At 62.6% G+C, this 13,722-nt stretch carries 12 protein-coding genes and 1 riboswitch; of the genes, 5 read left to right on the top strand and 7 right to left on the bottom strand.

Annotated elements, in window-relative coordinates; genetic code table 11:
• Positions 1-172 precede the first annotated feature (172 nt).
• Entirely contained in the window at positions 173-1,495 is a 1,323-nt protein-coding gene (locus tag R4P70_RS17530) for a D-alanyl-D-alanine carboxypeptidase family protein (RefSeq protein WP_317831041.1), read from the top strand.
• On the opposite strand, the gene yhjD is transcribed toward R4P70_RS17530, so the two are convergent.
• The 7 genes from yhjD to R4P70_RS17565 all read right to left on the bottom strand — a co-directional run bounded on the left by yhjD (position 1,492) and on the right by R4P70_RS17565 (position 8,151).
• On the bottom strand, positions 1,492-2,526 hold the full coding sequence (gene yhjD, locus R4P70_RS17535; protein ID WP_317831042.1) for an inner membrane protein YhjD: 1,035 nt from the start codon (positions 2,524-2,526) through the stop codon (positions 1,492-1,494). The two genes, R4P70_RS17530 and yhjD, sit on opposite strands and share 4 nt — an antisense overlap.
• Positions 2,527-2,577: 51 nt before the next feature.
• Positions 2,578-3,612 (bottom strand): tryptophan--tRNA ligase, encoded by a 1,035-nt coding sequence (trpS, locus tag R4P70_RS17540; RefSeq protein ID WP_003941025.1) that lies wholly within the window; start codon positions 3,610-3,612, stop codon positions 2,578-2,580.
• A gap of 26 nt (positions 3,613-3,638) precedes the next feature.
• Positions 3,639-4,133, bottom strand: coding sequence for a barstar family protein (locus tag R4P70_RS17545; protein WP_029254979.1), 495 nt, complete (start codon positions 4,131-4,133; stop codon positions 3,639-3,641).
• Entirely contained in the window at positions 4,133-4,681 is a 549-nt protein-coding gene (locus tag R4P70_RS17550; protein ID WP_046378291.1) for a ribonuclease domain-containing protein, read from the bottom strand. Before R4P70_RS17550 ends, R4P70_RS17545 begins: the two co-directional genes overlap by 1 nt.
• Before the next feature lie 26 nt (positions 4,682-4,707).
• Complete coding sequence (locus R4P70_RS17555) at positions 4,708-5,553, bottom strand: exodeoxyribonuclease III (RefSeq protein WP_020969128.1); 846 nt, start codon at positions 5,551-5,553, stop codon at positions 4,708-4,710.
• Positions 5,554-5,589: 36 nt separating this feature from the next.
• Complete coding sequence (locus R4P70_RS17560; RefSeq protein ID WP_021332495.1) at positions 5,590-6,798, bottom strand: MFS transporter; 1,209 nt, start codon at positions 6,796-6,798, stop codon at positions 5,590-5,592.
• 129 nt (positions 6,799-6,927) lie between these two features.
• The gene (locus tag R4P70_RS17565) at positions 6,928-8,151 is read right to left on the bottom strand and encodes an NADP-dependent isocitrate dehydrogenase (RefSeq protein ID WP_019747659.1); all 1,224 of its coding nucleotides are present in this window, start codon (positions 8,149-8,151) and stop codon (positions 6,928-6,930) included.
• A 305-nt stretch (positions 8,152-8,456) separates the two neighbouring features.
• A riboswitch (SAM riboswitch) is annotated at positions 8,457-8,597 on the top strand.
• Between the two features lie 143 nt (positions 8,598-8,740).
• Here R4P70_RS17565 and R4P70_RS17570 point away from each other — a divergent pair.
• The 4 genes from R4P70_RS17570 (at position 8,741) to R4P70_RS17585 (ending at position 13,722) form a co-directional block, all read left to right on the top strand.
• Positions 8,741-10,066: a bifunctional o-acetylhomoserine/o-acetylserine sulfhydrylase gene (locus R4P70_RS17570; protein WP_080909702.1), complete on the top strand. Its 1,326-nt coding sequence runs from the start codon at positions 8,741-8,743 to the stop codon at positions 10,064-10,066.
• Entirely contained in the window at positions 10,063-11,199 is a 1,137-nt protein-coding gene (gene metX / locus R4P70_RS17575; RefSeq protein WP_020969125.1) for a homoserine O-acetyltransferase MetX, read from the top strand. The genes R4P70_RS17570 and metX overlap by 4 nt, the downstream gene beginning before the upstream one ends.
• Positions 11,200-11,317: 118 nt before the next feature.
• Complete coding sequence (locus R4P70_RS17580) at positions 11,318-13,147, top strand: DEAD/DEAH box helicase (protein WP_241896052.1); 1,830 nt, start codon at positions 11,318-11,320, stop codon at positions 13,145-13,147.
• Positions 13,147-13,722 (top strand): hypothetical protein, encoded by a 576-nt coding sequence (locus R4P70_RS17585; RefSeq protein WP_020969123.1) that lies wholly within the window; start codon positions 13,147-13,149, stop codon positions 13,720-13,722. The genes R4P70_RS17580 and R4P70_RS17585 overlap by 1 nt, the downstream gene beginning before the upstream one ends.

Genomic DNA, 13,722 nt, shown 5'->3' on the forward strand with positions numbered 1-13,722 from the left:
GCGCCATTCGAGTAGTCGACTACCCCACTGTTACAGACTCTGCGTGGTGGTGGAACTCATCAGCGGCGATCGTCCACTATGACCGATGTACAAACCGAATCGCCTGTTTTCGATCCCTCTGCTTGCGTGGCGATTCGGACGTTCCCTCACGTTCGCATACCCTCGTATATCGATGATGTGGCGTCGAAAGTGTGCAGTGGCAGTGGCCGGAACAGTGCTCTCAGGGAGCATTGCGTTTACCGGTGTCGTAGGGACCTCGGGAGTGGCCGGCGCCCAACCGGCCCCGCCGCCGCCCACCACCACCACCACCACCACCGAGGCACCGTTCACAACACCCAACACCGACAGCTGCCCGTTCACGAGTAGCCCGGCGCCGGCGATCGATCTCTCCGAAGCACCCGCGCCCGGATCCACGGCCCCGACTGCCGTCCCGATTCCGGAAAGCCCCGTCGGTGGAGACAAGCTCGGCGAGTGTGGCGTCGTACTTCCTGACGGCGCTCCCCCGCTCCCGGCCGACATCGCGGCATCCGGATGGGTACTCGCGAACGCCGAAACCGGTGAGGTCCTCGCCGCGAAAGATCCGCACGGTCGCTACCGACCGGCCAGCACCATCAAGATGCTGTTGGCTCTCGTCGCTCTCGACGAACTCGATCTCGACACCGAAATCACCGCAACTGCCGAAGACGCGGACGCTGAAGGTAGCGCTGTCGGCATCGGCAAGGGCGGCAAGTACACCAACCGGCAACTGATGCAGGGTCTGGTCATGGCGTCGGGAAACGATGCCGCGCACGCTCTTGCCCGCCAACTCGGCGGTGACGCTGCAGCCGTGTCGAAAATGAACGCGCTCGCGGCCGAACTCGGCGCCCTCGACACCCGCACGGCAACTCCATCCGGACTCGACGGCCCGGGAATGAGCAGCTCACCGTACGACCTGGCCGTAATCTTCCATACAGCCCTCCAGAATCCGACGTTTGCCGGACTGATCCATACCGAAACCGTCGAGTTTCCCGGCTTCCCCAAAGATCCGACGATTCCGGACGATCAGGATCGCCCCGGATTCACTCTCGCGAACGACAATCAGTTGCTCTACAACTACGACGGCGCATTGGGCGGCAAGACCGGCTTCACCGACGACGCCCGCCACACGTACGTCGGTGCTGCGGAGCGCAACGGCCGGAAACTACTGGTGACATTGATGGGCGGCGAAGCCAAGCCGATCCGTCCGTGGGAGCAGGCTGCCCGTCTACTCGACTACGGATATGCACTTCCCGCGAGCACAACCGTCGGCTCGTTGACGGACCGATCGACCGACGATGCCACGCCCGACGTCACTCGCACACCGTCTGCCGCTGCACCAGGCTCGATTTCGGCAGCACCCACCGCTACCGACACCGAGTCGGACACCACTGACCGCATCCTCATCGGTGCTGTCGGCGGAGTTGTGGTGATCGCGCTGGTGGCGGGAGCCGTTGCCCTGAACCGTCGAAGGCGCTAGCGCGGCCGACGGCGCATGAAGCCCGAAAGACCCAGGCCGGCAACCGCACCCGTGGCGATCAACGCAGCCACGCGAGACGGTGAAGCTCCGTCACTGACAACGATTCGCGGCGAGATCACGGCCGGATCCGGCGGCGGAACGAAGGCGAGAGCCATACTTTCCTTTGTCGTCGCCGCCCACGCCGTGCAGAACAGCAGCATCCTCGACGCAGTGAACACGAACACGAGCAAACCGATGATCGGGCCGAATGCCACGCCCGCCGGGCCACTGGTGACGGCCGCGAGGTAGATCGCACCTACCTGCTTGAAGATCTCGAATACGACCGCGGCGATAAGCGCTGCCTGCGCGGCGCTCCGCAGCGTGACAGGCTCGCGCGGTAGCCGGGCAATCACCCACAGGAACACCGCCCACGTCGCCAGGAGTGAGAGCAACAGTGAAACGACTCTGAGCCCCACACCGATACCGGTGATGTTCTCGAGGTTGAGCCATTTCACGATCTGAGTCGCAACCGGCCCGCTGCTCAGCGCCGACATTCCCAGTGAGACGACCATGGCGAGAGCCAGACCGATGAGGGCCCCTGCGTCACCGAGTTTGGTACGAACGAAACCCTTCGGCTCGCGCTTGCTCTCCCACATCGCCGTCAGCGCGTCGCGAACATTTGCCATCCAACCGAGACCCGCGTACGCGGCACCCAGGAGACCGAAGATTCCGACGCTCGCGCGCGAGTCGATAGCCGAATCGATCAGCGTGTTGATGGTGTCACCCAAGCTGCCCGGAATGCTCTTGGTGATCTGCTCCTGAATCGACTCCAGGTACTCGGGATGCCCGGCCAATACGAAACCGGCCACTGCAAACGCGACCATCATGATCGGAATCAATGCGAGAACACTGAAGTACGTGATTCCCGCAGCGTAGTAATCGCCCTTTTGCTCTTGGAAACGTCCTGCGGCGCGAACCAGATGATCGAGCCAGGGTCGCGCTGCTCGTTGCTTCTCGAGAAAGCTCGGTGCGTCGTCGTCCGTGTCAGCCATTGCCGTCCCCCTCATGTTCGGTCAGGCGTCGTGAGTCCGAATTCGCGTAAGTCAGCCCTTCGGTGCCAGGAATCCGACCTTGTCATAGACAGCGGCGAGAGTGCGTGAAGACACCTCACGGGCGCGGTGCGCTCCAGCCGCGATGATGCGATCCAGCTCTGCCTCGTCGGCAAGGTAACCGTCGACCTTCGCCTTGAGTGGGGTGACGAACTCGGTCAGCACATCAGCGGTATCGGTCTTGAGGTCGCCGTACCCCTTGCCCTCGTAACCGGCGACCAGAGTCTCGATCGGTACTCCCGAGAGAGCCGACTGAATGGTGAGCAGGTTGCTGACGCCCGGCTTGGCCTGCGGGTCGAAACGAATCTCGCGCTCGTTGTCGGTGACGGCCGACTTGATCTTCTTTGCCGACACCTTCGGATCGTCGAGCAGATTGATCAGTCCGGCCGCACTGGCGGCGGACTTGCTCATCTTGGCGGTCGGATCCTGCAGGTCGTAGATCTTTGCCGTGCCCTTGATGATCTGCGGCTCGGGAACAACGAACGCCTTGCCGTAGCGGGTGTTGAACCGGCCGGCCAGATCGCGTGCGAGTTCGAGGTGCTGACGCTGATCCTCACCCACCGGAACTCGCTGCGGGCGGTACAGAAGGATGTCCGCGGCCATCAGAACCGGATACGTGAACAAACCGACACTGGCGTTGTCGCTGCCTTGCTTGGCGGACTTGTCCTTGAACTGCGTCATACGGCTGGCTTCACCGAAACCGGTGATGCAGTTCAGGACCCACGCCAACTGTGCGTGCTCGGGAACCTGACTCTGTACGAACAGCGTCGCCCGATCCGGATCGATCCCCACCGCAAGAAGCTGAGCCACCGCAACCTTGGTGCGACGACGCAATTCCTTCGGGTCCTGCGTCACCGTGATGGCGTGAAGATCCGGAATGAAGTAGAAAGCGTCGAAATCGTCCTGCAACGGAACCCACTGCTGCAGCGCACCCAGGTAGTTGCCGAGGTGGAAAGAATCCGACGTCGGCTGGATTCCGGAAAGCACGCGAGGCTTTGCGGTGGGCTTCTGTTCTGCAGGGGTCGACATGGTTCCGATCTTTTCACGAGTGGAAATCAGTGCAGTGGCGTGGTGCCCGGGTAGTCGAGTTCGACGAGGTCTTCACCGTGGGCGGTGAGGTCCTCCGCACCGAACTGGTAGACGGTCCGGAAAACGACGGGTTCCCATTCTTCGGTGTAGAAGTCCATCGTTTCGCGGAACCACTCCAACTGATCCTGTTGCTCGGACAGTAGAGAACCCGCACCTCGGATCACAACTACATATCCGGCGCCAAGTCCGAGTACGCCGTCGAGATCGCGCATGACATCGTCGAAAGCGTCTTTGTTGCGCCCGAAGTGGGACGGAAACTGGAAGGCTGCCGCGAACTCGTCGAAGACCTGCGCCGTTGTTCGCATGTTCTCGCCGCGAACCACCCGAACGACAAAATTCTCGCCACGGAGTTCACGTGCAAGATCATCTGCGACGGCCGGGTCGCTCCGCAGGGCCACTGAAGCCACATCCGAAGACGGATCCAGCCACTGCGCCACGCTGACCGTAGACGAGTCGGACATCAGCGAATCCTCACAAACGTGTCGTAGTGATCGAGGGTGTACCACGCCGAACCGTCGTTACCGGTGACGATTCGCTCGGCATCACGACCTTGGCCGTTTTTCTTCGCGTTGACGTCCCATTCCTGATAGACGACACGTCCGCCACCGGCACCGACAGCGGGCAGACGCCCTTCGCTGTTGCGGAAGGTGATGCCGCCCTTGGTGCCCGGCGCATTGGCGGAATCCGGCCACCGCCCGGCGTCGATCTCCACGAGCGTGGCGAGAACGCGCGTCGGCGCATCGCTGTTCGTCTGCTGCGTTGTCTTGACGGCGGAGCTGGAGGGCGCGGAGCTGGAGGGCGCGGAGCTCGAGGGCACGGAACTCGACGGCGCGGCCTTGGTGGTAGCACCCGGCTTGGCTTGAACAGTCGAGGACTGGGCACTCGAGGACTTCGTAACCGACGACGCCGAACTGTCGGAGTCACGTGAAGAAAGGGTTACCGCCAGTACGAGCGCCACCACAGCCACCACGACGGTGATGATGGCGTTGCGCGTCTTTGCGCTCGGCATTTTCAGACCTTCAGACACGAGCGCTCCTACCGGTACGAGACAGTGACAGGTGCGTGATCCGACCAACGGAGGTCGTAGGACTCAGCGCGTTCCACGAGCGCAACCTTGGCCCGCTCGGCGTATCCGCGGGTGGCAACCTGGTAGTCGATACGCCAACCCGAATCGTTGTCGAATGCCTTGCCGCGGTACGACCACCACGAGTACGGACCGTCGACACCCGGATGGAGGGTGCGGAAGACATCGACCCACGCGGAATCTTCGGCGAACAGCAGATCCATCCAGGCGCGCTCCTCGGGGAGGAATCCCGAAGACTTCTTGTTGGTCTTCCAGTTCTTGAGGTCGAGTTCGGTGTGCGCGATGTTCCAATCGCCGCTGACCACCACGTGACGATCGGCAGCCTCGGCCGCCGCAGCGGTGGAGGCGAGGTGAACTGCGAAGGACGCCATGAACCGCTCTTTCTCCTCCTGCTTCGGCGTGAGCGCCTCACCGGAGGGCAGGTACAGGCTCGCGACGGTCAGATCCGCGAAGTCGGCTTCGATGTATCGACCGGCGTCGAGAAACTCGTCGTCGCCGTGACCGATCCGCACCGCGTCAGGTTCCGTGCGTGAAAGCACAGCGACTCCGTTGCGTCCCTTCGCGGACGGCTCGGCGGAGACGAGGAACCATCCGTTGCCGAGCGCTGGTTCGAGAGTCTCGCGAAGCTGATCGTCCGACGCACGCGTTTCCTGAAGGCAGATGAAATCCGCCGACGTCTTCTCCAGCCAATCGAGCATGCCCTTGCGGGCAGCTGCTCGAACGCCGTTGACGTTCACGGACGTGATGGTGTGGGGCGCAAGAATGTGGGAGTCAGCAGTTTGTGGCACGGCAAGCACCGTAGCCGATTCCACCGACGCGGATGGGCGCCCAGGTCAGCGCACGGCCCTACGCTGCAGAATCACCGCAACCGCCAGCACGACGAGACCCGCGACGGCCAGCAACGACCCAACCGCTGCCGGTGCGGTATACCCGTAACCGGCAGCGATGACGACGCCTCCGATCCACGCTCCGAAGGCATTGGCGATGTTCAGCGCGGCGTGATTGAGAGACGCAGCCAAGGTCTGAGCGTCCTCGGCGACATCCATCAACCGTGTCTGAAGGCCAGGAACCATCGAGGACCCGGCAAGCCCGATGAGGAAGACGAAGACAAGCGCCGTGTACGGATTGCGCACGGCGATCACGAAGACCGCGAGGATCACCACGAGGGATCCCATCGACAGGAACAAACCCTTCATCAGTGCGCGATCCGCGAGGTATCCACCGACGAAGTTGCCGGCGACCATGCCCAGTCCGTACAGCATGAGCGCCAGAGGAATGAACGAAGCACCGAGACCGGACACGTCGGTGAGCGTCGTACTGATGTAGGTGTAGACGGCGAACATCCCGCCGAATCCGACCATTCCCACGATCAGGGTCATCCACACCTGAACGCGGCCCAGCGCCCCGAGTTCGGTGATCGGATTCGTCACCGGCATACCGTCCAACCGCGGAATCCAGACGAACAGCGAAGCAACGGTTGCCACCCCGATCACGGCGACCAAGGCGAAGGCGCTGCGCCAGCCGAGTGCCTGGCCGATCCAGGCCGCGACCGGCACCCCGATCACATTGGCCACGGACAGACCCATCATCACCATCGCCACGGCCTTCGCGCGTTTACCTGGTTCGGCCAAATGAGCGGCGACCAGTGCGGCGACTCCGAAGTACGCGCCGTGCGGCAATCCAGCGACGAATCGAGCCATCATCAGCGTCGTGTACGAGGGCGCAAAGACCGAAGCGGCATTGCCGACGGTGAATGCGACCATGAGTGCGATCAACAGGGTGCGGCGCGGTACCCGTGCGGTGAGAGCAGCGATCAGCGGAGCACCGACGACAACCCCGAGCGCGTACGCCGAGATCACGTGACCCGCGATGGGTTCCGAGACGCCGAGCCCGGATGCCATTTCCGGGAGCAATCCCATGGCGACGAACTCGGTTGTGCCGATACCGAAACCGCCGAGGGCAAGAGCGAGCATCGCTGGACCTCTGGCGGAACGAACCCCGGGTGTCGAGGTGTCAGAACGAGAGAGGGTAGACGAAGTCACTGATCAATTGTGGTCTCACACCTGGTTGAACTTCCAAGTGAGAGCGGGTGAGTTCACTCACGTGAGACCGCGAACACAAATGGGACGCCCGGTTTCCCGGACGTCCCATCAGAAGGTGAAACAGTGAATCTACTTCGCGGCCATGGCCTTCTGCAGGTTCACGTCGAGTGCACCGAGGAACTCCTCGGTGGTCAGGTAGCCCTGATCGCCGCCGACCAGCATCGAGAGGTCCTTGGTCATCTGGCCGCTTTCGACGGTCTTGATGACAACGTCTTCGAGCGCCTGCGCGAAGCCGATGACCTCAGGGGTGCTGTCGAGCTTGCCACGATGCTCGAGTCCGCGGGTCCACGCGAAGATGGACGCGATCGGGTTGGTCGAGGTGGGCTTGCCCTGCTGGTGCTGACGGTAGTGACGCGTCACGGTGCCGTGAGCAGCCTCTGCCTCACAGGTCCTTCCGTCCGGTGTCAGCAGAACCGACGTCATGAGGCCGAGCGAGCCGAAGCCCTGGGCCACGGTGTCGGACTGGACGTCGCCGTCGTAGTTCTTGCATGCCCAGACGTATCCACCCTCCCACTTGAGTGCGGAAGCGACCATGTCGTCGATGAGGCGGTGCTCGTAGGTCAGACCTGCGGCATCGAACTCAGCCTTGAACTCGGTCTCGTAGACGTGCTGGAAGATGTCCTTGAAGGCACCGTCGTACGCCTTGAGAATGGTGTTCTTGGTGGACAGGTACACCGGGTAGTTCTGCTGCAGTCCGTAGGTGAGCGACGCGCGAGCGAAGTCACGGATGGACGTGGTGAAGTTGTACTGCCCCTGGACGACGCCGCCCTCTTCGGGGAAGTTGACCAGTTCGTGCTCGATCGGTGCGCTGCCGTCCTCAGGCGTGTAGGTGATCATCACCTTGCCGGGGCCGGGGACCTTGAAGTCTGTGGCGCGGTACTGGTCGCCGAATGCGTGACGGCCGATGATGATCGGCTTGGTCCAGCCCGGAACGAGTCGCGGAACGTTGGAGATGATGATCGGTGCGCGGAAGATCGTGCCGCCGAGAATGTTGCGGATCGTTCCGTTCGGGGAACGCCACATCTTCTTGAGACCGAATTCCTCGACACGTGCCTCGTCCGGCGTAATCGTGGCGCATTTGACGCCGACGCCGTGCTTCTGGATCGCGTGCGCTGCGTCGATGGTGACCTGGTCGTCGGTCTCGTCGCGGTACTCGATACCGAGGTCGTAGTACTCGAGGTTCACATCGAGATACGGATGGATCAACTTGTCTTTGATGAACTGCCAGATAATGCGCGTCATCTCATCGCCGTCGAGTTCGACGACGGTGCCCTCAACCTTGATTTTGGACATGGGTGCTTCGCGTCCTCCTAGGAAGTTTCCCTGGTTACACGGTTGCGGTCACACTTTGTGAGTGGGTCCGCGAACGGTTCGATTATCAAACCTAGACGGTGTGGACTGATCTCGGGAGATGAGTCCCAAACAAGACAAGCGTACTGCTAACCCGTGAGGCCGCAACCGGCAGGTCCACCCATCGGTCTCTACTCGCGAGTAACTTTTGCCTGCTAGTGGGCTGCGTCGCTCTGTCTCACGTGCGGTTGCGGCTCACAATTCGCCCCGCGTCAGGACTGCGCTCACTTCCCGGTAGAATCCGACTTGGTCATGAGTGCCAGCGTCAAGCCCCGGCTCGCTGGACGGCAACCCTCCAACCGCGGTGGGGTGCCCCGGGTGATGACCAGGTTTCCCGACGTGGATCTGCTCACGCAGTTCCACCGCAATTCGGGTGACAAGCGCGGGTCCGACAGGGACGGACCCCAGACCGGGCCGAGCCCCACGGAGGTAACTCAGTATGTGTCGCACTTGTAGATAGACCCCAGCACGGGGCGGCGATCCTTCGCCCCCGTCCGACATCTATCCGTCAGACCACTGGAGTGAACAAATCATGACCGACAACACAGCCGACGGCGCAGCAACTTCTGATCCGACCGCGAACTGGTCGTTCGAGACCAAGCAGGTGCACGCCGGGCAGACAGCGGACACCGCCACCAATGCGCGCGCTCTGCCGATCTACCAGACCACCAGCTACGTTTTCGACAGCACCGATCACGCTGCGGCACTGTTCGGCCTCGCCGAGCCTGGCAACATCTACACGCGGATCATGAATCCCACACAGGACGCCGTCGAGCAGCGCATCGCCGCCCTCGAAGGCGGAGTCGCCGCACTCCTCCTCTCCTCGGGTCAGGCTGCCGAAACCATCGCGATCCTCAACATTGCCGAAGCCGGCGACCACATCGTCTCGAGCCCGTACCTGTACGGCGGCACGTACAACCTCTTGCATTACACCCTTCGCAAGCTGGGCATCGAAGTCACCTTCGTCGAGGATCCCGACGATCTCGAGCAGTGGCGCGAAGCCATTCGCCCGAACACGAAGGCGTTCTACGGCGAGACGATCGCTAATCCCAAGAACCACATCCTCGACCTCCCCGGCATCTCGTCGCTGGCCCACGAGAACGGTCTTCCGTTGATCGTGGACAACACAGTCGCGACGCCGTACCTGCTCCGCCCACTCGAACACGGCGCCGACATCGTCGTTCACTCGGCCACCAAATACCTTGGCGGACACGGCACCGCGATCGCCGGCGTGATCGTCGACGGCGGCACCTTCGATTGGACGCAGGGTCGCCACACGAACTTCACGACGCCTGATCCCAGCTACCACGGCGTCACCTTCGCAGACCTCGGCGCGCCGGCGTTTGCACTCAAGGCGCGCGTCCAACTGCTGCGCGATCTCGGCTCCGCCGTGGCGCCGTTCAACGCGTTCCTCATCGCGCAGGGCATCGAAACCTTGAGCCTGCGCATCGAGCGTCACGTGTCCAATGCACAGAAGGTCGCCGAATTCCTCGACGGCCACGGCGAGGTGGCCTCCGTTTCCTACGCGGGACTCCCCTCCTCGCCATGGTTCGAACGCGGAAAGCAGCTGACGCCCAAGGGAACCGGCGCCATCGTCACCTTCGAGCTGCCCGGAGGTATCGATGCGGGCAAGACGTTCGTCAACGCTCTGACGCTGCACAGCCACGTCGCCAACATCGGCGACGTTCGCTCACTCGTCATCCACCCCGCCTCGACGACACACTCGCAGCTCACCCCCGAAGAGCAGCTCGCCTCCGGTGTCACACCCGGACTCGTTCGCCTCGCGGTCGGTATCGAAGGAATCGACGACATCATCGCCGATATCACCGTCGGCCTGGCTGCGGTGGCAAACTCGTGACCGTGAACGAATTGGAGCCCAGGATCGACCTCCTTCCCCCGCCCGACGGCCAGGTGGGGTTCGTCGACATCGGCGCCCTGGAACTCGAGAGCGGCGCGGTACTCCCCTCGGTTTCGCTCGCCGTTCAGCGGTGGGGTGAGCTGTCCCCGAACCGCGACAACGTCGTACTCGTCGAGCACGCACTGACCGGAGACTCACACGTCACCGGACCGATCTCCGCAAATCAGCCCTCCCCCGGTTGGTGGAACGGGATGGTCGGCGCCGGCGAACCGATCGACACCGGCGAATGGTGCGTCATCGCAACCAATGTCCTCGGTGGTTGTCGCGGCACGACCGGTCCCAGTTCGCTGGCCGACGACGGCAAGCCGTGGGGCAGCAGGTTCCCGGAGATCTCCATCCGGGATCAGATCGCGGCGGAGAAGAAGCTCGTCGATCTCCTCGGGATAGACCAGTTGGCCTCGGTAGTCGGCGGATCCATGGGCGGCATGCGCACCCTCGAATGGGCAGTTACCTACCCGGACAGCATTCGCTCCGCGTTGGTTCTCGCAACCGGTTCACGGGCCACCGCAGATCAGATCGGCACCCAGACGACGCAGATCGCTGCCATCGTCTCCGATCCGGATTGGCAGGGCGGTGACTACCACGGAACGGGGCGGGTACCTCGCGCCGGACTCGGCATCGCCCGTCGCATCGCGCACCTGACGTACCGCACCGAGTCCGAACTGGATGCGCGCTTCGAGAACTCCGCTCAGAACGACGAAAATCCTTGGAACGGTGGACGATACGCCGTCCAGAGTTACCTGGAACATCAGGCAGACAAGCTGGTCGACCGCTTCGACCCGAGCACGTACGTCCTCCTGACCGAGGCCATGAACCGGCACGACATCGGTCGTGGACGCGGCGGCGTTGCAGCGGCGTTGGCATCGATCACGGCGCCGGTCGTCGTGGGCGGCGTGGACTCGGATCGGCTGTATCCCCTTCGTTTGCAGGAGGAGATCGCGGACGGCATTTCGACGTGCACTGGCCTCGAGATACTCAAGTCCAGAGACGGCCATGACGGCTTCCTGACGGAGGCGGACGCTGTCGCCGGACTGCTTCGCCGAACGATGGAGTTCGCACGCACGGCCCGCTGATCCGGCACAGAGGCACAATTTCAGGATCCGTCAATGTCGGGAAAACCACAGCTGATCTGCAGGTTTTCCCGACATTTTCATTGGCGTCCCTGAGCCGGCGCGGCTAGCATCGGCGAACGTGAATCAGCCATGCTCGACGCGCCTGCAGGCTACGTACATTCCCGAGCACATGTCCTTCGCGTTCTGGGGTGACACAGATCCGGCAGCGCGTCTGTCGGCGCTGGGGATGCCGACGGGATCGCCGGGCATCTGCCGGCTGGCGATCCCGGTCGACGAGTCGATCACAGCGACCGATGTCGAAGCGCAACTGCTCGACCTCGCCACCGCGATCGACGCCTTGCACACCCTCGATGCACGTCGCGACGACCTCGGACCGTCGTTGCTCGCATGGAAGCGCGTCATCGACACCGGCGCACATGACATTCCGACTGCAGCGCATGCCGCGATCGAGCGCGACGACACGAGAATCAGAAGCGCCCGGTCGACGGTGCAATTGTTCACGGAAGCGCGCGCGGCCATCGAGAGTCTTCGCCGAGCAAAGATTCAGGCGACATTGCGCCCGTATCAAGTGCACGGAGTTGCCTGGCTGACTGCACTGTCGGGTTCGGGCGGTGGAATCCTCGCCGACGAGATGGGTTTGGGCAAGACACTGCAAGCGATTTCGATGATCGCGATCCGCGCCGACGACGGTCCGCACCTGGTTGTGTGTCCCACCTCGGTGATAGGAAACTGGCGCCGCGAGATCGAGCGATTCGCTCCGCATCTGCCACTACACGTTCATCACGGGACTGCTCGCACACTTCCCACTCGTGTTCCTGCCGGCACCACGGTTCTGACCAGCTACAGCGTCTTGCGTTCCGACGCAGCACAATTGGCCCCGATCCATTGGAGTTCAGTGGTCTTCGACGAGGCACAACAGATCAAGAACCCCTCTTCGCTGGCAGCGAAAGCAGCAATGCAGTTGTCGGCCGACGTCAAGGTAGCGATGACCGGCACGCCGGTGGAGAACCGTCTCGAAGAATTGTGGTCGCTCTTTCGCGTCGCCAATCCCGAAGTCCTCGGAACTCGCGCACGGTTTCGTCAACGCTTTGCCGTACCGATCGAATCCGGTCGATCGGCCACCGCGGCGACCAGGCTTGCCGCAGTCATCGATCCCTTCATTCTGCGCAGAACCAAAGACACAGTGGCCAAGGATCTTCCGCCCAAGCAATTTTCCACCGTCTCGTGCACTCTGACGTCGGAACAGGCGCGCATCTATCGGTCTGCAGTTGCAGATGCTTTCGACACCGGTTTGGGTACGGGAATTGCCCGGCGCGGCAATATCCTTGCACTGCTGACCACCCTCAAGCAGGTATGCAATCATCCGGCGCAGGTCACCGGCGATACGGACGACCTCTACGGAAGATCCGGAAAGCTCGACCGCGCAACGGAAATGATCGCCGAGATCGTCGACGACGGCGATCGCGCGCTGATATTCACGCAATACCGGACGATGGGCGAGATGCTCTCACGGCACCTGGGCTCCGAGTTGGGAATCGGCGCAATCCCCTTCCTTCACGGCGGCCTGAACACCGACAAGCGCGACGCGATGGTCGACGCGTTCCAGAACGACACGGATTCACCACCGGTTCTGATTCTGAGCTTGCGCGCCGCCGGCTTCGGCCTCAACCTCACGCGAGCAAGTCACGTCGTGCACTACGACCGGTGGTGGAACCCAGCCGTCGAGGACCAAGCAACCGACCGGGCACACCGCATCGGCCAGAAGCGCACCGTCAACGTCCACACCTTGGTGACGGGCGGTACCGTCGAGGATCACATCGCAGCGATGCACGAGTCCAAACGAGCTGTGGCCGATGCTGTTTCCGGGAACGTCGAGGCCGCCCTGGCCGATCTACCCGACACCGAACTGCGTGAACTCCTCGAACTCGACGGCGCGGTGATCATCTGATGGCCAACGAATTCGGTGTCACCGCTTGGGGTCGAGCATGGCTGCGCACGGTGGAGCGGACTGCGGCATCCGGTCCGAACCCGTCCCTGCCGACGGCTCGTACCCTCGCACGCAACGGTTCCGTGGAGTTCACCGTGGTCTCATCGGGGACCGTCGTCGCGGAGGTGAGCACCAAAGCAAAAACCTCGTCGGTGACAATTTCTGTCCCGCTCTGGACCAAATCCGAAATCGCCGCAGTGAAGAGCCTTCTCCGTTCGGCGGGAAAGGCCAACAGATCCGTCTCCACCGGCGAACTGCCGGACAGCATCGTCACCGAACTGCAGGCTCGAAATATCGCAGTAGCCGTTGATCTTTCGGAGTGCACTGCCAGCTGCGACTGCTCAGGTCGACGCTCGCCGTGCGTTCACCATCTCGCCGCGATCTACGCCCTGGCCGGGCGAATCGACGAGGAACCTGCACTTGCGGTGACGCTGCGAAGTGCACCGGTCAAGGCTGGAAAGAAGTCGACATCCACAGATTCACCGGAGTGGATCCCCTTGAGTGATATCGACATTCGCTCGTTCTACGGGGACTGA

The sequence above is a fragment of the Rhodococcus sp. IEGM 1241 genome, from assembly GCF_033142365.1.
Lineage (GTDB): Bacteria > Actinomycetota > Actinomycetes > Mycobacteriales > Mycobacteriaceae > Rhodococcus_F > Rhodococcus_F erythropolis.